This window comes from Streptomyces sp. NP-1717 (assembly GCF_022695985.1).
Taxonomy (GTDB): domain Bacteria; phylum Actinomycetota; class Actinomycetes; order Streptomycetales; family Streptomycetaceae; genus Streptomyces.
This window is the reverse complement of sequence record NZ_JAAPBF010000130.1, coordinates 1-19501: the sequence shown is the minus strand read 5'-3', so window position 1 is coordinate 19501 and position 19501 is coordinate 1. Positions and strand designations below refer to the sequence as shown.

Genomic DNA, 19501 nt, shown 5'->3' with positions numbered 1-19501 from the left:
GAAGAGTCGTTTCTGCCGGAAGGCCGGTTCCAGCCCTCGCCCCCGCCCGAGTTCCTGCCGGTGACGGACGGCCCCTCCGTACCCGGCGCCGTGCGCGGCACCATGGACCGGCCCCAACTGCCCAGGCGCCGCAGCCAGGAGCACCTCGTCCCCCAGTTGCGGGACGCGCCCGCCCCGCCCGGCGACGAACAGGCGCTCCACGATCCCGGTCTGATGGCCGCCTTCCAGCGCGGCATCGGCCTCGCGGAGGCCCAGCCCGCCAGGGACCTCGGTCCCGGGCCGGCGCCCGCCCCCGCGACGGAACCGCCGGATCCGCGACGCGCAGACCGCGACAACCCCCCCAAGGAGTAGATCACCATGGCGAGCGATGCGCCGACAGGCCACGTCTCCGACCTCGACTGGCTGCTCAGCGGCCTGGTCCAACGGGTGCCGTACACCCGTAGCGCGGTACTCCTCTCCTCCGACGGACTCGTCAGGTCGGTACACGGCCTCGACCCCGACAGCGCCGACCACATGGCCGCTCTCGCGTCCGGCCTCTACTCGCTCGGCCGCAGCGCCGGCGCGCGCTTCGGTGACAGCAGCGAGGTGCGCCAGGTCGTGGTGGAACTGGACTCCACGCTGCTCTTCGTCTCGACGGCGGGCTCCGGCACCTGCCTGGCCGTACTCGCCGGACGCGAGGCGGACGCCGCCGTCCTCGGCTACGAGATGGCGATGCTGGTCAAGAGCGTCAGGCCGTATCTGGCGACGCCGGCCAGGCAGGCGGCCGGCACCACATCGAGCGTCACGGGCCAGTGACCGTGACGGTCCCGACGGACGGGCCGTGGCTGGACGACGCGGCGGGCCGGCTCATCCGTCCGTACACGGTCAGCGGCGGCCGGACCCGCCCGACGGCGGAACTGGATCTGATGTCGCTCGTCATGGCCACGGGAGCCACGAGCGACACGTATCTCGGCCCCGAGCACAGCGACGCGCTCGCCCTCTGCCAGGGGCCGATGTCCGTGGCGGAGATCGGCGGGCACCTCCGGCTGCCCGCCGTCGTCACGAAGATCCTGCTGTCCGACCTGATGGACAGCGGGGCTGTCACGGTCCGGCCACCCCACAACTTCGACAATCCCGGCGACTGTTCCCTTCTGGAGGCAGTACTCGATGGTCTACGACGACAGCTCTGACTCCTTCCCCAGCCCGTTCCCCACGGCGCTCAAGGTCCTGGTGGCGGGCGGCTTCGGGGTGGGCAAGACGACATTCGTGGGAGCGGTCAGCGAGATCGCGCCGCTGAGCACCGAGGAACTGCTGACGCAGGTCGGGGCGGAGACGGACGACCTGACGGGCGTCGAGCTGAAGACCTCGACCACGGTCGCCATGGACTTCGGCCGCATAACGCTCGACGAGCGCCATGTCCTCTATCTCTTCGGCACGCCCGGCCAGGAGCGCTTCTGGTTCATGTGGGACGAACTCTGCCGGGGCGCCCTCGGCGCGATCGTCCTGGCCGACACCCGGCGGCTGGAGAACTCCTTCTCCGCCGTGGACTTCTTCGAGCAGCGCGGTATCGGATTCATCGTCGCGGTCAACGAGTTCGACGGCAGCTTCCGTTACGACCCGGAGGAGGTACGGGCCGCGATCGACCTCAGGCCGGACGTGCCCGTCGTGATGTGCGACGCGCGCATCGCCAGCTCCGGGATCCAGACGCTGGTCACCCTCGTCCAGCACCTGCTCACCGCCGTCCCCGACGACGCCCCGATCCTCCCCGGCGCGATCCTCCCCGGCCCGTCACTCCCGGGTCCGGCGGTCCCCGGTTCCGCCGTCGTGAGCGGCGTCGGTCCCGACGACGGGGTGTCGTGATGCGGTACGACCCCATCGGACGGCTGCTGCTCACCCCCGTCGACCGGGGCGCGCCCGAGCGGGTGCGGCGACTGCGCCTCCTCGGCATCGGCGAACACCCCGAGCCGGCCTTCGACGGCTTCGCGCTGCATCTCGCCCAACTCGCGGGCGCGCCGTACGCGATGGTCAACTTCATAGCCGAGGAACGGCAGTTCTACGCGGGGCTGCACACGCCCGCCCCCGAGACCGGACGCTCCAGGGACCGGGACCACGGATACTGCCCCCATGTCGTGGTACGGCGCAGGGCGCTCGTCCTGGAGGACGTACGGGACTTCTCGCGGTTCGCGGGCAACGCCATCGTCGAGGAGACCGCCCTGCGCTCCTATCTGGGCGTGCCGCTCATCGACCGGACCGGTATCGCGCTCGGCACCGTCTGTGTCGTCGACACCCGGCCCCGGCACTGGGGAAGAGCCTTCCTGGACACCGTCAAGTCGCTGGCCACCGGGCTCTCCGAGCAGATACGCCTGAGGGAGCCCGACAGTATCTGACGAACTGTCAGTCTTGTTTACGGAGCATGATGTCCCGTCAGGCACGCTGCTCCAGAACGTCGATCGCCAACTCTCGTACCACCGACTCGTCCACCTCGACCCCGAGCCCCGGCCCTTCCGGTACGCACGCGGTCCCGTTCTCCACCCGTACGGTCTCACCCGCGTACGGCGAACCGATGAACTGCCGGCCGTTGAGATCGACCGGCGTCGTGATGCCGTACGCCGCGAACAGGTGCAGCGAGGCGGCCAGCCCCAGGTCCGACTCGGTGAGCCCCGACCCCATCAGCTCGACCCCGCAGTCCTCGGCGAGCGAACACAGCCGCCGCGAGAGCGTGAGGCCGCCGCTGCGCTGGACCTTGGCGATCGCGACATCGACCGCCCCCAGCCGGACGAACGTCGCCAGATCACTCGGGTGCCGAAGGCTCTCGTCCAGCGCCACCGGCACCGCCGACAGGTCCCGCAGCCGCCGAAGCCCCGCGATGTCGTTGGCGGGCAGGGGCTGTTCGAAGGCTGTGACCCCGAGCGCGTCGAGCCGGCGGGCCATCCGCAGCGCGACGGGCACGGTGTACGCCTGGTTGGCGTCGACCCACAGCGGCGCGTCCGGCGCGTGTTCGCGTACGGCGGCCACCACGGCCGCGTCGGTGTCCTCGTCGTGCAGACCGACCTTGACCTTGAAGGCGCGATATCCCTCGGCCCGGCCCTCGGCGACGCTCTCACCCACCTCGGCCGGCGACTGGCCCGAGACGATCCAGCCGAGTTCGACGCGCGAGGTCCGGCGCTGCCCCCACAGCACGCCGAGCGGTACGCCCGCCGCCCGGCCCAGCAGATCGTGCAGCGCCACGTCCACCGCGCTCTTGGCGAGGGGCGCGCCGATGGTCAGACCACGGTTGACCGCGCGGTCGAAGGCGGTGTCGACGGCGTCCAGATTCCAGACCGGCGTGCCGATGACCGCGGGCGCGAGATAGCGGTCGATGGTCGTCACGATGGACTCGGCGGTCTCGTACGTCCAGGCGGGAATGGGCGTCGCCTCCCCCCACCCGTACAGCCCCTCGGCGCCTACCCGGACGAGGATCCGGACGGACGGGGTGCCCGCGACGGCCACGGAGCCGCCCGCGACGCCGAAGGAGCGGTGGGTGGGCAGTTCGACGGCGAACGTCTCGACACGGTCGATCGTGGGGCCGGCCTGAAACTCTCTCAACTCATCTCTCCTTCACACCACTTCTCGGTCGCGCGGTATGTCGGCCGGCGGTGGCCCGGTACTCGCCCGCAGCACCACCTCGCCGCCCACCCGGAGCACCCGCGAACGCTGCCCGTGCGGCTCGCGCAGCGCCAGTGAGATGGCGTGCTGCCCCATGGCGGTCAGCGGCAGGGCAACGGTGGTCAGCGGGGGAGTCAACTCCCGTACGAGCGGGATGTCGTCGAAGCCGGCGAGGGAGATGTCGGCCGGCACGTCGATGCCCGCCTCGCGGAACGCGGCGAGCGCGCCCACCGCCATCACGTCGGTCACGCCGAAGACGCAGGTGGGCCGCGTCCGGCGGGTGAGCAGCTCACGGGCGGCCGCGTAACCGCCGTCACGGGTGAACGCGCCCTCCACGACGCATTCGGGCGCGAGCGCGATCCCCGCCTCCGCGAGCCCCTCGCGGAATCCGGCCAGCCGGTCCGCGACGGTGGTGAGGTTGGGCGGCCCGCTCAGCACGGCGAACCGCCGGTGCCCGAGCGCCAGCAGCGCGCGGGCGAGCGCCGCCGCGCCCGCGCGGTTCTCGGGCAGGACGGCGTCGGCGCGCACACTGCGGTGCCGGCTGACGACGGCGACCCGGCCGCCCGCGCGGATGTACGGGTCGAGCTCGGCGCTCAACGCCCTTTCCCAGGTGCGGTCCTGGAAGCCGGAGCCGATCAGCAGGATGGCGCGGGCGCGCTGGGCGCGGAGGACGGAGACGTACTCGATCTCCCTCGCCGGTTCGCGGAAGGTGCTCGCGAGCATGACCAGGACGTCCTGTTCGGCGGCGGCGCGCATCACACCGTCGGCGATCGCGGCGAAGTACGGGTCGCCGACGTCGTGACAGATCAGTCCGACCGTGTTGGTCGACGAACTGGCGAGCGCCTGGGCGTGCGCGTTGGGGATGTAACCGAGCAAATCCGCCGCCGCCCTTACGCGGTCCCGCAGTTCGTCCCGGACGCGCGCCGTTCCGTTCAGAGCCCTCGACGCGGTCGCCAGCGAGACGCCCGCGCGGCGGGCCACGACGTCCAGCGTCACATGGGCACTTGCTTCCCGTTCACTCAAGACGGCCCCCGAGTCGCGGTGGCGGCAGGTCCCCTGACGGGGCCCCGAAACTTCCGGACGACCTATTGACCGTTCGGACAAGCAGTCATTAGCGTGGCGATCACCTTACCAGAAAGCGCTTTCTGAAAGCGCTTCTTCCGTTGGGCAATACGGCAGCAGCCGGTACAGCAGAGGGTCGGACAGCGGTGCCCAACCGCTCCTGATTCCCGAGGAGTTGACTGTGAGCCAGAGCGTCATGCCGGGACCGGCAAAAGAGATCGCGGGAGTCGCCACACGTAACAGGCCAGGAGCGGGAGAGCGGTTCGGCAAGGCCGTCGAGACCAGCTGGCGGCCCGTCGCGCTGCTGTTCGCCTGCTTCGTCGCGTGGTGGGCCGTCGCCGCCGCCGAACTGGTCGAGCCCTATCTCGTCCCCTCGCCCGGGGCGACCCTTGACGTACTGACGGGCAAGACGAGTTACATCTGGGAACACACGTGGGTGACCACCTACGAAACCCTGCTCGGCTTCTTCATCGCCGTCGTCGTCGGCGTACTCGCCGCCGTCGTCATGGTCTACTCCTCGACCGTCGAGAAGACCCTCTATCCAATCCTTCTCTTCGCCCAGGTCGTACCGAAGATCGCCATCGCGCCGCTGTTCGTCGTCTGGCTCGGCTTCGGCATCACGCCGAAAGTCCTGATCGCGGTGCTCATCGCCTTCTTCCCGGTGGTGATCTCCATGGTCACCGGCCTCAAGGCGGTCGATCCGGAGATGCTCCAGCTCTCCGCGACGATGGGGGCGAAGCCGTGGCAGACCTTCGCCAAGATCCGCTTCCCGGCCTCGCTGCCGCACCTGTTCTCGGGCCTCAAGGTCGCCGTGACGCTCGCCGTCACCGGCGCGGTCGTCGGTGAGTTCGTCGGCGCCAACGAGGGCCTGGGCTACGTGATCCTCCAGGCCAACGGAAACCTCGACACCCCGATGCTCTTCGCGGGCCTGCTCGTCATGTCACTGATCGGCGTCGTCCTGTTCGTCCTGGTCGAGATCGCCGAGAAGCTCTTCCTGCCCTGGCACGCCAGCCGCCGGGACAACAACGTCACGACCTCGTTCTGATGAGGCCGGCCGATCACGACCGACCGGCGACCCGCCGATCACATTCGACCGACCGACCCCGACCGACCACGTCCGACCCCGACCTCTCCTCCGAGAAGGGCCAGCCATGCACTCCCGCAGACTCCTGATCGGCCTCGTGCCGCTTCTTCTGGTCGCCACCGCCTGCGGCGAGGACGGCGACAAGACCACCACCAGCGACTCCGGCAAGAAGCTCGACAAGGTGACGCTGACGCTCAACTGGTACCCGTACGGCGAACACGCGCCGTTCTACTACGGCGTCAAGGAGAAGATCTTCGAGAAGCACGGCATCGACCTGGAGATCCGCGCGGGCCAGGGATCCCAGAAGACCGTGCAGGCGACCGCCGCCGGGCAGACCGACTTCGGCTGGGCGGACACCCCCGCCGTGATCAGCGGTGTCGACCAGGGCGTCAACGTCAAGAGCCTCGGTGTGATGCTCCAGACGACGCCGTCGTCCGTGCAGTTCTTCTCCGACCAGAACATCAAGACGCCCGCCGACATCAAGGGCAAGACGATCGCGGGCACGGCCGGTGACGCGCTCAGCAAGACGTTCCCGATCTTCCTGGAGAAGAACAACCTCAAGCTGTCCGACGTCAAGATCCAGAACACCGACCCGGCGGGCAAGATCGCCGCGGTGATCTCCGGCAAGACGGACGCGCTGCTCGGTTACGCGAGCGACCAGGGCCCGACCATGGCGGACAAGGCCAAGAAGGACGTCGAGTACCTGCGCTTCTCGGAGAACGGGCTCAACTTCTACTCCAACGGCCTGATCGCCGGCCAGAAGATCCTCCAGTCGGACGCCGATCTGACGAAGCGCATGGCCGCCGCGGTCAGCGAGGCGTGGGCCGCCGCCGAGAAGGCGCCGGAGCCCGCGGTCGCGGCCATGGAGGGCGCGTCCGAGCAGCTCCCGCCGAAGGCCGTACTGACCGAGCAGTTCGCGACGACGATCACGCTGCTGCACACCGAGTCGACCCAGGGCAAGGCTCCCGGGCTCAACACCGAGGCGGACTGGCAGGAGACCATCGACGTCTTCGCCGAGGCCGGTCTCGTGAAGAACCCCAAGGCGCCGGCCGATTACTGGGACAGCTCGGCACTGAAGGGATGACGATGCCCAGGGAAGCGACTCTCCGGGAGCCCGGCATGAACAAGAGCGGTCCGAGCGCGGACGCGCTGAGCAAGAGCGGTAGGGCGTCGGGAGGTGCGGGCGCCGGTGGCACCGCCGCCGTCTCCCTCGACGACGTGGCTGTCCGGTTCCGTACGAAGGACCGCGACGTCACCGCCCTGCGGGATGTGTCGCTCGACGTCCCGATGGGGGAGTTCGTGGCGATCGTCGGCCCCTCGGGGTGCGGCAAGTCGACACTGCTCAAGCTGGTCGCCGGGCTGCTGAAGGCGTCCTCCGGTGACGTACGGCTGCACGGCGAGCGGGTCGACGGGCCACGGCCCGACATCGGTTACGTCTTCCAGCGGGCCGCCCTGCTGGAGTGGCGCAGCGCCCGGCGCAACATCCTGCTCCAGGCGGAGATGCGCCGGATGCCGAACGCGACGGCGCGCGAACGCGCGGACGAGCTGATCAGGATGACCGGCCTCGGCGGCTTCGAGGACGCGTATCCGCACGAGCTGTCCGGCGGGATGCAGCAGCGGGTGGCCCTGTGCCGGGCGCTGCTGCACGAGCCGCCGGTGCTGCTGATGGACGAGCCGTTCGGCGCGCTGGACGCGTTGACGCGCGAGCAGATGAACATGGAGCTCAACCGCATCTGGCGGGAGACCGGCACGACCGTGCTGCTGGTCACCCACTCCATCTCGGAGGCGGTCTACCTGGCGAACCGGGTCGTCGTGATGAGCCCCCGGCCCGGCACGATCACGGAGATCATCGACGTAGGGCTGCCGCCGGAGCGGGACTACGTGGAGACCCTGGCCCGGCCGGAGTTCCGCGAGGCGACGACGCACATCAGGGAACTGCTGGGGGCGGCGTCGGCGCAGGACTGAACGGGGACCGGTCCCGTGGACCGGGCGGTGGCGGCGCGACCTGTCGAAGCGCCGCCACCGCCCGTGTACGCCGCGTCGCACGGTGCCCGTGCCCCGTACAGACCGGGGCCCGCTCACCCGGTGAGACCGCGTGGCGCACACTCGGAACGCCCTTCCCGCCCCGGTCACGCCGGTGGCGGGAGGGGCGTTCCGCTGTCCGCCCGGCCGCCCCGAAAACCGGGGTGTCCGCAGGTCGGTCCTGTGATTGGCTGCGTCGGTGAGTCATGAACGCATCTCCCTCAGGCGCCGTGACAGCTCCGACCTCGACGCGTGTGTCCGGGTACTGGCCGAGGTCCACGAGAGCGACGGCTACCCGGTCAATTGGCCCCAGGACCCCGCCGGTTGGCTGACCCCGCCGGGGTCCCTCGCCGAGCCGCCGGCCGTCTGGGTGGCGCTGCTCGACGGCGTCGTCGCCGGCCACATCTGCCTCTCCCCGGCCCGGCCCGACGACGCCGCGCCCGGCCTCTGGAGCAGCCGTACCGGCAGCCGCCCGGAGCAGACGGCGGTGGTGAGCCGGCTGTATGTCTCGCCGCAGGCCCGGGGCCACGGAATCGGCGCGCTCCTGCTGGCCGAGACGGTCCGCGACGCCCGGCGGCGCGGGCTGCATCCCGTACTGGACGTCGTGACGTCCGACAGGTCGGCGGCGGCGCTGTACGAACGCCAGGGATGGACCCTGATGGCCACGGCGGAGCAGCGGTGGGGGCCGGACCGGACGGTCCGGGTGCACTGCTACTCGGCGCCGTCCTGAGAGCGGCGGCCGACCGCCCCGCGCCGGACCGGCGTCCCCCGTGACGCACCACACCCCCCGACCGGCCGCACGGCCGGTCGGGGGGTGTGACACCCCATCAGGTGTCCTGCCCGGACCTCAGTACCGCAGCTTCGACAGGTGGCGGTAGCTGTTGCGGGCCGTGGCGAACGGGTCCACCGGCGAGTCGTGCTCGACCAGCCACTGCCGTACGCCGCCCCGGTGCGCCGTCTCGAACATCTCCGCGAAGTCCAGGACGCCCGAGCCGACGTCCGCGAAGTCGCCGTTCGGAGCCATGTCCTTGACGTGCAGCGCCGGGAAGCGCGGGCCCTCCTCCACGAAGAGCCGGCGCGGGTCCGCACCGCCCTTCGCCGCCCAGTAGACGTCGAGTTCGAACCCCACGTACTCGGGATCGGTCTCGTTCAGCAGGATGTCGTACAGTACCTCTCCCTCGACCGTCCTGTGGTCCGCGTCGTGGTTGTGGAAGAGCACCGGGCCGAGACCCGACTCGCGCGCCGCCCGGCCCGCCCTGTTCATCGCCGCCGCGGCCTCGCGGTAGCCCGCGGGGGTGTGCATCGCCGTCGGCAGACTCGGCACGACGACCCACTCGCCGCCCAGCGTGTGGACGTCCGCGATGGCCTGCTGGAGACCGGCGCCCGCCACCGTGGTGTAACCGACGTGCTCCAGAACGGCCTTGAGGCCGACGTTGTCCAACACCTGCCGGATCTGGGTGGCGTTGAGGCCGTACCGTCCGCTGACGCCGACCGTGGCGTAGCCGATGTCCGCCAGCTGCTCCAGCGTCCCCTCGAAGTCCGTCGCCAGGACGGAACGCATGGTGTACAGATGCATACCGATGCCGCCGCGCGGGATCCGCCGCCGGCACCGCGGGTCGTGGTGCCGTCCCGACTCCGCCGCGTGGGCGGTGACCGTCGTCGACGCCAGTCCGACCGCGGCCAGCCCCGCCGCCGCCGTACCCAGGAACGCTCTTCGTGTGCCCTTCACGTGACCTCTTCTCTCGGTTCGTTCAACTCGCCGTGCCGCGGATCGCGTTGATCCGGTGCTCCGCGTACTCACTTGGCGTTGATCTCGACGGCGCCCGTCGTCGTGTCGCCCTTGTCGTCGGTGACCGTGAGATGCGCCGTGTAGGCGCCCGGCCGGGCGTACGTGTGGGTCGCGTTCGCGCCCTGCTCACCCGTGGGCTTCGTGTTGTCGCCGAAGTTCCAGCGGTACGAGGCGACCGTCCGGCCCTCGGCGAGCTTCACCGTGCCGGTCAGCTTCGTGGCCAGCGGCGCCGCGCCCTCCTCCACCGACGTGGCGACGGTGACGCTCGTGCCCGGCTTGCGCTCCACCCCGCGGCCGTTGAAGTGCAGCCAGTCGAGGGACAGCACGTCCTGCCCGTCCGGCTTCCAGTCCGGGTTGCTGAAGACCGCGTACATCTTTACCGTGCCGCCGACCGGCCTGAGGTGAGTCGTCGGTGAGACGAAGTTGGTCCAGCTGCCGGTGTTCGGAATGGTCACCGAGCCCATCAGCGGACCGGTCGGCGAACCGTTGCGGAACTCGATGGTCCCGCCGGTGCCGCCCGACGACCCACCCACGGTGACGGACTGGACGCCGGTGAGGTTCACCGGGTCGTACGCGACCCAGTCGCCGTGCTCGACCTCGATGACGCGCTGCCCGCCGGACGCCTCGGCGCGGGCGCCCACCGTGACACCGCCGTTCTCGCCGCCGGTCGAGGTGAAGAACTCACCCTCGCGGTAGGAGGACTTGAGGTTCGAGGTGGCGGTGCCCGTCAGCGCGGGAACGCCCTCACCCTCGCCGCCGTCGTCCTTGTAGCTGGCGGTCAGTCGGTAGAAGAGGTCCTGGTTCGCGTGCTCGTCGGTCGTCGGAACGGCGAACTCGCCCGAGCAGCCCTGCTTGGACTCCAGCGCGTGCAGCGTGGTGCCGTGGCCGAGCCGCCCTTCGACCTTGACGCGTTCGCAGTCGATCTGCGTGCCCTTGCCGTCCTCGCGGTCGGTGACCTTCACCGTGAAGGGCACGGTGTCACCGAGGCTGAACATGCCGCCGTCCGGGGCCTGCTGGATGGTGAGCACCGGCCGCGTGTTGCCGACGGTGATCTCCTGGGCGGCCTGCGCCGAGAGCTTGTCGGCGCCGGTGACGGTCAGCCGCGCGGTGAAGACACCGTTGTCGGTGTAGATATGGGTCGGGTTGGCCTTCGTGGAGTCGACGGTTCCGTCCCCGTCGAAGTCCCAGGCGTAGGTGACCGGCTTGCCCCCCGGCAAGCCGGAGCCCTCACTGGAGAACTTCACACTGCGCGGACCTGGACCTGACTCGGAGGTGACCGTGATCCTGGCGGTCGGCAACTGGCCGTCGCCCACGTAGTCGATGCGGTAGATGCCGGTGCCCTGGTTGATCACGCCCGTACGGCCGGCGCCCGAGCCGATCCCGAAGTCGATCACGTACATGGAGCCGTCGGGCCCGAACTCGGACTCGAACAGCTGGTTCCACTTCATGTCGGTGAAGATCTTGTTGACCGACTGGATGTCACCCGCCTTCGCCGGCGGGAAGCGCGGGTCGCTGAACGACTGGTCCTTCTGCTGGACGGAGAAGGTCTTGAACCAGTTCTGGCCCAGGTCGTAGGCGAACCACTTCGAGTCGAAGTACTCGGGGAACTTCGTCGGCGACGCGTTGTCGGGGTCGTAGTCGTAGACGGGACCGCTCATCGGCGCACCGCCCCCGCCGACCTCGGGGAACTGGGGCGAGCCCGAGTACAGGTACGGAACCGTCGCCGGCACGGCCGGCGGCAGCTCGCGCAGACCGGTGTTGTTCGGCGACTCGTTGACCGGCTTGGCGCAGTCGAACTTCGGGCCCGAGACCTTGGTCGCGAAGTCGTAGTCGTTGAACGGGGTGTTGGCGCCGATGCAGTACGGCCAGCCGAGGTTCGCCGCCTTGGGAACGCGGTTGAACTCGACCGTGCCCTCCGGGCCGCGGTTCGGGTCCGCCGCGCGCGAGTCCGGCCCGTAGTCGCCGACCAGCAGCGCCCCGGTCTTCGGGTCGGTGGTGATGCGGAAGACGTTGCGCAGCCCCATCGCGTAGATCTCGGGACGGGTCTTGTCCGTACCGGGCGCGAAGAGGTTCCCCTCCGGGACGGAGTAAGTACCGTCGTCCTCCGGCGTGATGCGCAGGACCTTGCCGCGCAGGTCGTTCGTGTTGGCGGAGGTGCGCTGCGCGTCGAAGACCTGGCGGCCCGCGCGCTCGTCGATCGGCGTGAAGTTGTCCGAGACGAACGGGTCGGTGTTGTCACCGGTCGCGATGTACAGGTCGCCGTTCTTGTCGAACGCGAGCGAGCCCGCCATGTGCACATTGGCGCGCTGCTCGTCGCGGTCGGTGGCGAACTCCAGCACGCGCTTCTCGGACGCCGGGTCGACCGTGTTCCCCGTCAGCGTGTAACGCGACAGGTTGATCTGCTTCTTCTCCTTGTCGGAGTGCAGGAGATAGAGCCAGTTGTTCTCGGCGAAGTCCGGATCGAGCGTCAGCCCGATCAGTCCGTCGGACTGCTCCGTCATCTTGCGGCTGAACTCGAAGTCCAGCGCGGTGGTGGTCTCGCGCGTCGTCTGGTCGAGGACCTGCAGCTTGCCGGTCCGCTCGATGTAGATCACCCGGCGGTCGGGGGTCACGGCCAGCTCGTAGGGGTCGGAGAGCCCCGTGGCCAGCTGCGTCCGCGTGAACGACCCGGTCTTGCTCGCGGAGCAGTCTCCCGGCTTGTTGCCCGCCGCCCACTGGATGCCGCCGAGCAGGTGCTTGAGGAAGTTCTCCTCCTGGAAGGCGGACGCGTCATGACCGCCGGCGGTGAACCAGGAGCGCCCGCCGTCGTAGTTCTGGCACCAGGACCACGGGTGGTCGACACCCTCGTCGAGCCCGGTTATGTCGTCGTTCACCTTGATCTGCGCGAGCGTGTGGACCTTGCCCGTCGGATTCGTGCGCCAGTTGTACCACTCCTCCGAACGCTCCCAGAGCTCCGGAAGACCCTTGGTGGAGGGGTGCGCCTGGTCGAGCACCTTGACGCGGCCGGTCTGGATGGCGGGGTGCTTGTCGAAGATCGCCCCCGTCAGCCCCTCGTACCAGTCCCAGTCACGCTCGCTCGCGGACGCCGCGTGCAGACCGACCCAGCCGCCGCCCGCGCGGATGTACTTCTGGAGCGCCGCGCGCTGCGAGGAGTTCAGCAGATCGCCCGACTCCGGGGTGGAGTTGGTGTTGTTGAAGACGATCGCCTGGAAGCGCGCGAGGTTCGAGTCGGAGAAGACGGCGGCGTCGTCGGACGCCTCCACCTCGAAGCCGTTCTCCTCGCCGAGCTTCTTGATGCCCGCGATACCGGCGGCGATCGACTCGTGCTCGAAGTTGGTGACCTTGGAGAAGACCAGGACACGGTACGGCGCGGCCTCCGCGGGAGGGGGCGAGGCGACCCCGAGCCCGAGCACGAGAGCGAGCAGGGCCAGGACGACGGTGAAGGGCGTCAGCGCCCTTCCGGGTCGGCTGCTGCGCATGGGGGGTCGTTCTGGTGGACGGCTACTCACGGGCGCTCCCGGTGCAGGTGGCGGCTACGAATGGGTAGAAAGCGCTTTCTTAAGTACGTCGCACAGCGTAGGTTCCCTGCTTCGGGAGGGTCAATGGGTCGGAAGCGCCCACTGTGATAAGGGAGTTGCCCGTACCGGGGATTTACCGCCCGGGTCGGGGCGTTTTCCGATGCGGTGGGCTGAATGCGGCCGCGCGCCCCGCTGCCGCTGTCGCTGTCGCCGACCCCGGTCGCGATCCCGGCCCCGGTGCGGGGTAACCGGGTTACGCCGGCGCCCGGATCGCGTCGAGGATGCGGGTCACGGTGCTGCCCGGGGTGCGCCCCGGCCCTCGGGCGGCTAAAGCGGTTCGTGACCACCGGTCTGAGTGCGGTATTGTTCTCATGCGCGTTCGGCCAGGGGAAACCCCAGGTCAGGCGGGCATCGGGACGTGGCGCAGCTTGGTAGCGCACTTGACTGGGGGTCAAGGGGTCGCAGGTTCAAATCCTGTCGTCCCGACTCGAAAGAGTCGCAGGTCAAGGCCTGCTTCGGAGAGATCCGAAGCAGGCCTTCGGCGTTTCACGGACCGGCTGGAGGCCGGGTTGCTTCGCCGGGCAGGCGCCGCGGGCGCGTCCGGTGGCCCCTCTGTCGCGGAAGTTCGTACCCGGCCGGTTTCGCCGGGCTTCCGTCGGCTCGTGACGCGGGCGCCGTGTCGGCCTTGATGATGCCGTTCCGGATGATTTGCTCCATCACCCTGTTGGGGGTGGTTCTTTCATGGTTGCCGGTAAAATCCTTGATGAGGCGATCCTTTAACTCTGTTGCCTGATTGACGGAATGCTGACGAAGATCACCCACAAAAGATCTTGACTGTCCGTGTGGGTTGAAGTTATGTTAAAGCTTGATCAAAGTAATTAAATGTAAGGCAAAGTGGACCGGGGGGCCATTTTAGTGATCTTGGTTGAGCGGTGTATTGAGCTTCGCATTCTGAAGCGAATGCTGGACGAGTGCGCGCCGACCGGCCGACAGGTCGCCCTCGTCGCAGGTCCGGGCGGTGCGGGGAAAACCACGCTCTTGTCCGCCTTCGCGGAGTACGCGAAGGGTGCCGGCGCCCTGGTGCTGGGCTCCTCGGGCGCCCGCTCCGAGCAGGGCCACCATTTCGGCGTACTGGGGCAGATGTACCGCTCCATCGGGCTGGGTGCCGACAGGGAAGAGCGCCTTGAGGGAATTCTGGCTTCCCGTCATGTGGATTCCGGGGATTATTCACCGGGTGCCGACGTGCTGGATGAATTGGCGGGAATTCTCCTCGAAGCTGCCGATGGCCGCCCTTTGGTGCTGACCGTGGACGATATGCAGTACGCGGATCCGGCCAGTTTGCGGACACTCCTGCTCATCCTGCGGCGACTCGCCTCCAGTCCGGTCGTCACGGTATTCGCCGAATGGCGCACATCCAGCTCCCAGCCCCCGGTGGTGCTGGCCGAGTGCATCAAGGAGCCGTACTTCCAGTTGTTGAACGTCGAGCCCTTCTCGCTCGGCGGCGTGAGCGACTGGTTGCGGCAGCGACGGCTGGGCGAGGCGGCCGTCGAGCGGCTCGCTCCGTCCTTCCTGGCGGCCACAGGGGGCAGTCCGCTGCTCCTCCAGGCCCTGTATCAAGATCATCTGCACCGTCCGGGCGAGCCCGGTTCCGTAGGCGTCGAGCGGGTCTCCACGGCGGACGAGGTCTCGACGGGGGCGCACTTCGACGTCGCCGTCGAGGCGTGCCTGCACCGCTGGGACCCTCGTCTGCTCGACGTGGCACGCGGGCTGGCCGTCCTCGGCGGCCCGGCGTCCACCGCCGTACTGGTGCGGCTGCTCGACGGTGAACACCGCGCGGTGGCGGAGGCGCTGAGCGCCCTCACCGACACCGGACTGCTCCGCTCCGGATGGTTCCGCCACCCCGCCGCCCGGGCCGCGGCCTTGCGCGGGCTCGACGGCAAGGCGCTCGCGTTACTGCACGAGCGGACCGCCCTGCTGCTCCATCACGACGGCGCGGTGCCGTCGAAGGTCGCCGAACGCCTCGTCTCCGCGGGCGGTACCGCGGCGAAGTGGTCCGTGGACGTCCTGCGGGGCGCGGCACGGCAGGTCATGGGGGAGGGGGACCCGGGCCGCGCCGCGGAGTTCCTCGAAGCCGCCCGCCGGGCCAGCGGCGACGACCAGGAGCGGGCGGCGGTGACGGGGGCGCTGGCACGCGTCTCCTGGCTGCTGAAACCGTCAGCGGTCACCTCGCTTCTGGGGCCGCTCAATTCGGCGCTCGAGGACGGGAATCTGGACGACCGCTCCATCGTGATGCTGAGCACCTTCCTGGCCTGGGAGGGCAGAGCCGAAGAGGCCGCCGCGGTGCTCGCGCGCGTCGACGCGCGACAGTACGAGTTCGACCTGGCCGGCGCCGCCGAACTGACGCTCGCCCGCCAGTGGCTCCGGTGGGTTTCGCCTCTCAAGGGGACGGACCGTGCCGATGAGGCCATGACACCGAACCGCGCCGAGAGAGCGGTCGCCTGCCACTCGTGGAACGAGCTGGTCAAGAGCGCCCAGCAGGTCCTGGAGTGCTGTCGGCTCACCGACGCCCTGCCGGTCACCGTGCTGGCCGCTCTGCTCGCACTGACCTACGACAACAGACTGGACGAGGCCCAGCGCTGGTGCGAAACCCTCGGAATGGAAGCCGAAGCGCACCAGGCCGCGACCTGGGTGGCGATACTCGCGGCCGTCCAGGGACTCGTGGCGATACGCAGAGGCGACCTGATCGACGCCGAGCTGCACTCCCGCCGGGCCCTGACCGTGATGCCCCAGCACAACTGGGGCGCGGCCCTCGGACTTCCGCTGTCATCCCTCGTCCACGCCACCACGGCCATGGGCAGGATGGACGAAGCGCAGACGCTGGTCAAAGAGGCACTGTCCGAGGTTCACCAGAACCCTCTCTGGCTGCAGTTCCTGCGTGCGCGCGGTCGCTTCTACCTGGAGGGCGACCGCCCGTACGCCGCGCTGGCGGACCTTCAGGCATGCGGTCGCTTTCTCGCGCGATGCGATCTCGACCATCCCAACTTCATCCCGTGGCGCAGCGATCTGGCGGAGGCGTGGCTGCGTCTCGGTGACCCGCTCAAGGCGCGGGCCGTCATCGAGAAGCAGTTGACGCTGGCGAACGTCGAGGACAAGCGGGTGTACGGCTGCTCCCTGCGGATCATGGCGGCGACGATGGACCTGCCGGCCCGGGTCTCCCTGCTGAGGGACGCGGTGAAGGTCCTCTTCGAGTCCGGGGACCAGCTCGAACTGGCCATGGCGCTCGCCGACGCGAGCGACGCCGAGCTCGAATGCGGCCGATTCGCCGAATCGAGGCCGAGCGCCCATCAAGCGAAGAAGATGGCCAAGTTCTGTGGCGCCGAGCCCCTTTACTGGAGGCTGCAGAACTCCGGCGGCGCGGAGGACGACGCGGACGAAGCGGCGGCACCGCGGCGAGCCCCCTATGACTTCACCTCGCTCAGTGAGGCCGAGCGGAAGGTCGCGGCTCTCGCGGCGCAGGGGCGGAGCAACCGCGAGATCAGCCGCACTCTCTTCATCACGGTGAGCACGGTGGAGCAGCATCTCACCAAGGTGTACCGCAAGCTCAGAGTGAGCCGACGCTCCAATCTGCCGGTGGAGCTGTATCTGGTGGGCTCGGCGGACCGCTGAGGAGCGAGACGGCCCGACCCCTGCCGAGCGCCGCCCGGCAGCGCTGGGCCGCCGGTCCACCGGGCCCCCGGGCCTGGTGGAAGCGGTGCGTCCAGGGGTGATCTGGGGTAGGGCGGGCCGCCGATAGGGGGTTGGTTAGGGGCGTGATCGCCCCTGGCCGCCGGTACCTTGATGAGCGATCGAAAACGCTTTTCCACGCTGGTCAGACGCCGGACGTACCGGCAGGCCGCACCGGGACCGGGAGGGTTCGAGCCGATGACCGCAGCCGCGGACCGGGACAGTTGGTTCCGCAGATACGAACCCGCCGCGCCGGACGCCGTCCAGTTGCTCTGTCTGCCGCACGCCGGCGGCGCGGCACCCCAGTTCCTCTCCATGGCCCGCGAACTGGCCCCGGCCGTCGATGTCGTCTGCGTGCAGTACCCCGGCCGCCAGGAGCGGCGCAAGGAGACGCCGATCGACGACGTGCGCACGCTCGCGGACCGGATCGGTGAGCTGCTGACGCTCCGGCCGGAGCAGAGACTGGTCATCCTCGGGCACAGCATGGGCGCCGTCGTCGGGTTCGAACTGGCCCTGCGGATCCAGCGTTCGGCCCCGGGCACGCTGCTCGGGCTGATCGCCTCCGGCCGCCGGGCACCGGTGATCCAGCGGGAGGAGAACGTGCACCGGCGCGGCGACGACGGGATCATCGCGGAGATCCGTGCACTGAGCGGCACCGACCCCACTCTGCTGGCCGACGACGAACTGCTGCGCATGGCCCTGCCCGCACTGCGCGCCGACTACCGGGCGGTGGAGACCTACCGCTACCGGGAGGGCGACCGGCTGAGCGTTCCGATCGGCGTGATGCTGGGCGACAGTGACCCCCGTGTGAGCCTCGACGACGCACGCGCCTGGGAGCAGCTCACCGACGACGACTTTTCGATGCGTACCTTCCCCGGGGGGCATTTCTATCTGAACACGCAACAGGCCGCGGCGGCCTCCGCGGTCGCCGGCCTCGTGGCCGCGTTCCAAGACCTGTCCCGTATGCCCTGATTGGCCGTCATGCCTCGCTGCTCACCTACGTGTTGGGCGGTACACCGCCGTGCGCGGCAACCAGAGCCGGCATTCGGCAGCTTCGCGTCCTGACCGCTCCCGTCCTCCCCGCGATCTCTCCTCGCGGAGAGCATCCCGACCGGCCGTCCACGGCGCCATCACGCCACGCGTCGGTGATCCGCTCCTGCCCTCGCTCGTTTCCTCATGACCACGGAGGTGATTTCAGCCATGCTGGAATCGGCGACCGACGCCAACGGCCGTAAAGGCTCCCAGCCGATAGCCGTGGTCGGGCTGTCCTGCCGGCTCCCGGAGGCCGCCACACCCCGGGCGTTCTGGCGGCTGCTCGCGGACGGACGCAGCGCCGTCGGGCGAGTCCCGGCCGGCCGCTGGCAGGAGGAACCACGCGAACAGGAAGCCCTGCACGGCGCGTTCCTGGACGAGGTCGACCGGTTCGACGCGGCGTTCTTCGGCATCTCGCCACGCGAGGCACGGACCATGGACCCGCAACAGCGGCTGGCGCTGGAACTGTGCTGGGAGGCGCTGGAGGACGCCGGAACCGTGCCGGACGCGCTGCGAGGCCGTCAGGCGGGCGTGTTCATCGGCGCGATCTCGGACGACTACGCCCGGCTGCTGCATCGCCACGGCATGCCGGCGATCGGCACGCACAGCATCACCGGCCTGCACCGCAGCCTCATCGCCAACCGCGTCTCCTACAGCCTCGGCCTGAACGGGCCGAGCCTCACCGTCGACACCGGTCAGTCGTCGTCCCTGGTCGCGGTGCATCTGGCGGCGGAGAGCCTGCGCCGGGGCGAGTCGGAGATCGCGCTCGTCGGCGGCGTGAATCTCAATCTGATTCCCGAGAGCGCCGTGACCGCCGCCCGGTTCGGCGGTCTCTCACCCACCGGCCGCTGCCACACCTTCGACGACCGCGCCGACGGTTACGTACGCGGCGAGGGCGGGGCGATGGTGGTACTCAAGCCCCTGGACCGCGCGCGGGCCGACGGCGACACCGTCTACTGCGAGATCCGGGGCAGCGCGGTCAACAACGACGGTGGCGGGGCGACTCTGACCACCCCCAGCACGCGGGCACAGACGGAGGTGCTGCGGGCGGCGTACCGGCGCGCCGGAGTGACTCCGGAACACGTGGGATACGTCGAACTGCACGGGACCGGCACCCGCGTCGGGGACCCCGTCGAGGCGGGCGCGCTGGGCGCCGCCCTGGGGACCGGCCGACCGGAGGGCGCGCCGCTGCTGGTCGGATCGGTCAAGACGAACATCGGTCATCTGGAAGGCGCCGCGGGCATCGCCGGACTGGTCAAGACCGTCCTCTCCCTGGCGCACCGTCAGATCCCGCCGAGCCTGAACTTCACCCGGGCCAACCGGGACATCCCCCTGGACCAGCTGCGGCTCGACGTCGTCCGTGAGATGACAACCTGGCCCGACGCGTCGCGCCCGGCCGTCGCCGGTGTCAGCTCGTTCGGCATGGGCGGTACCAACTGCCACGTGGTGCTGGCGGCGGAGCCCGAGCCCGTTCCCCCCGCCGCCGTCACCGCCACCCCCGCCGGGACCGGTGACCGTGACACCGAGGCAGAGGAGACGCCGTCGGACACGGTGCCCTGGATCCTCTCCGCCCGCACCGCCGCCGCCCTCGGCGAGCAGGCGGACCGGCTCCGTACGCACATCCTCGCCGAACCGGGCGGCGGTCAC

15 protein-coding genes, 1 tRNA gene and 1 pseudogene are annotated in these 19501 nt (G+C 69.7%); 13 read left to right on the top strand and 4 right to left on the bottom strand.

All coding sequences use genetic code 11. From position 1 onward, the window contains the following. The 5 genes and pseudogenes from GXP76_RS23325 to GXP76_RS23305 all read left to right on the top strand — a co-directional run. Positions 1-351, top strand: a pseudogene (locus tag GXP76_RS23325) (hypothetical protein); the annotation flags it as partial. Positions 352-357: 6 nt separating this feature from the next. Then, positions 358-795, top strand: a complete 438-nt coding sequence (locus GXP76_RS23320) for a roadblock/LC7 domain-containing protein (RefSeq protein WP_242573531.1) — start codon at positions 358-360, stop codon at positions 793-795. 2 nt (positions 796-797) lie between these two features. Beyond that, positions 798-1169 carry a DUF742 domain-containing protein gene (locus GXP76_RS23315; protein ID WP_242573530.1) on the top strand — a complete coding sequence of 124 codons (372 nt, stop codon included), beginning with the start codon at positions 798-800 and terminating at the stop codon, positions 1167-1169. Beyond that, positions 1147-1839 carry an ATP/GTP-binding protein gene (locus GXP76_RS23310; protein WP_242573529.1) on the top strand — a complete coding sequence of 231 codons (693 nt, stop codon included), beginning with the start codon at positions 1147-1149 and terminating at the stop codon, positions 1837-1839. The genes GXP76_RS23315 and GXP76_RS23310 overlap by 23 nt, the downstream gene beginning before the upstream one ends. Next, on the top strand, positions 1839-2366 hold the full coding sequence (locus tag GXP76_RS23305; protein ID WP_242573528.1) for a GAF domain-containing protein: 528 nt from the start codon (positions 1839-1841) through the stop codon (positions 2364-2366). Before GXP76_RS23310 ends, GXP76_RS23305 begins: the two co-directional genes overlap by 1 nt. A 37-nt stretch (positions 2367-2403) precedes the next feature. Here GXP76_RS23305 and GXP76_RS23300 read toward each other — a convergent pair whose 3' ends face one another. Together GXP76_RS23300 and GXP76_RS23295 are read right to left on the bottom strand one after the other, a co-directional pair. Further along, on the bottom strand, positions 2404-3564 hold the full coding sequence (locus GXP76_RS23300) for a mandelate racemase/muconate lactonizing enzyme family protein (protein ID WP_242573527.1): 1161 nt from the start codon (positions 3562-3564) through the stop codon (positions 2404-2406). A gap of 12 nt (positions 3565-3576) precedes the next feature. Further along, positions 3577-4620, bottom strand: a complete 1044-nt coding sequence (locus GXP76_RS23295) for a LacI family DNA-binding transcriptional regulator (RefSeq protein WP_308354200.1) — start codon at positions 4618-4620, stop codon at positions 3577-3579. A gap of 262 nt (positions 4621-4882) precedes the next feature. On the opposite strand from GXP76_RS23295, the gene GXP76_RS23290 reads away from it, so the two are divergent. From GXP76_RS23290 to GXP76_RS23275, 4 genes are all read left to right on the top strand, one after another. After that, positions 4883-5731, top strand: a complete 849-nt coding sequence (locus GXP76_RS23290) for an ABC transporter permease (protein WP_242573533.1) — start codon at positions 4883-4885, stop codon at positions 5729-5731. A gap of 106 nt (positions 5732-5837) precedes the next feature. Continuing rightward, positions 5838-6854, top strand: a complete 1017-nt coding sequence (locus GXP76_RS23285; RefSeq protein ID WP_242573525.1) for an ABC transporter substrate-binding protein — start codon at positions 5838-5840, stop codon at positions 6852-6854. 35 nt (positions 6855-6889) lie between these two features. Next, the gene (locus GXP76_RS23280) at positions 6890-7735 is read left to right on the top strand and encodes an ABC transporter ATP-binding protein (protein ID WP_242573524.1); all 846 of its coding nucleotides are present in this window, start codon (positions 6890-6892) and stop codon (positions 7733-7735) included. Positions 7736-7991: 256 nt separating this feature from the next. Continuing rightward, positions 7992-8522: a GNAT family N-acetyltransferase gene (locus GXP76_RS23275; RefSeq protein ID WP_242573523.1), complete on the top strand. Its 531-nt coding sequence runs from the start codon at positions 7992-7994 to the stop codon at positions 8520-8522. A gap of 117 nt (positions 8523-8639) precedes the next feature. Here the strand turns inward: GXP76_RS23275 and GXP76_RS23270 are convergent, their stop codons facing one another. Both GXP76_RS23270 and GXP76_RS23265 read right to left on the bottom strand, forming a co-directional pair. Further along, positions 8640-9521 (bottom strand): sugar phosphate isomerase/epimerase, encoded by an 882-nt coding sequence (locus GXP76_RS23270; RefSeq protein WP_242573522.1) that lies wholly within the window; start codon positions 9519-9521, stop codon positions 8640-8642. Between the two features lie 68 nt (positions 9522-9589). Then, complete coding sequence (locus GXP76_RS23265) at positions 9590-13060, bottom strand: ThuA domain-containing protein (RefSeq protein ID WP_242573521.1); 3471 nt, start codon at positions 13058-13060, stop codon at positions 9590-9592. A 451-nt stretch (positions 13061-13511) separates the two neighbouring features. Here GXP76_RS23265 and GXP76_RS23260 point away from each other — a divergent pair. The 4 genes from GXP76_RS23260 to GXP76_RS23245 form a co-directional block, all read left to right on the top strand. Then, a tRNA-Pro gene (locus tag GXP76_RS23260) sits at positions 13512-13585 on the top strand. 408 nt (positions 13586-13993) lie between these two features. Next, a complete protein-coding gene (locus tag GXP76_RS23255; protein WP_308354199.1) occupies positions 13994-16765 on the top strand; it encodes an AAA family ATPase in 2772 nt (923 codons plus the stop codon). A gap of 255 nt (positions 16766-17020) precedes the next feature. Continuing rightward, positions 17021-17794: a thioesterase II family protein gene (locus tag GXP76_RS23250; RefSeq protein ID WP_242573519.1), complete on the top strand. Its 774-nt coding sequence runs from the start codon at positions 17021-17023 to the stop codon at positions 17792-17794. Positions 17795-18022: 228 nt separating this feature from the next. Continuing rightward, positions 18023-19501: type I polyketide synthase (locus GXP76_RS23245; protein WP_242573532.1), on the top strand; the 1479-nt coding region annotated here is incomplete at its 3' end.

Coding starts and splice junctions, on each gene's coding strand:
- GXP76_RS23310 (WP_242573529.1), top strand. CDS start 1,147: ATGGTCTACGACGACAGCTCTGACTCCTTCCCCAGCCCGTTCCCCACG.
- GXP76_RS23265 (WP_242573521.1), bottom strand. CDS start 13,060: ATGCGCAGCAGCCGACCCGGAAGGGCGCTGACGCCCTTCACCGTCGTC.
- GXP76_RS23280 (WP_242573524.1), top strand. CDS start 6,890: ATGAACAAGAGCGGTCCGAGCGCGGACGCGCTGAGCAAGAGCGGTAGG.
- GXP76_RS23320 (WP_242573531.1), top strand. CDS start 358: ATGGCGAGCGATGCGCCGACAGGCCACGTCTCCGACCTCGACTGGCTG.
- GXP76_RS23285 (WP_242573525.1), top strand. CDS start 5,838: ATGCACTCCCGCAGACTCCTGATCGGCCTCGTGCCGCTTCTTCTGGTC.
- GXP76_RS23290 (WP_242573533.1), top strand. CDS start 4,883: ATGCCGGGACCGGCAAAAGAGATCGCGGGAGTCGCCACACGTAACAGG.
- GXP76_RS23250 (WP_242573519.1), top strand. CDS start 17,021: ATGACCGCAGCCGCGGACCGGGACAGTTGGTTCCGCAGATACGAACCC.
- GXP76_RS23305 (WP_242573528.1), top strand. CDS start 1,839: ATGCGGTACGACCCCATCGGACGGCTGCTGCTCACCCCCGTCGACCGG.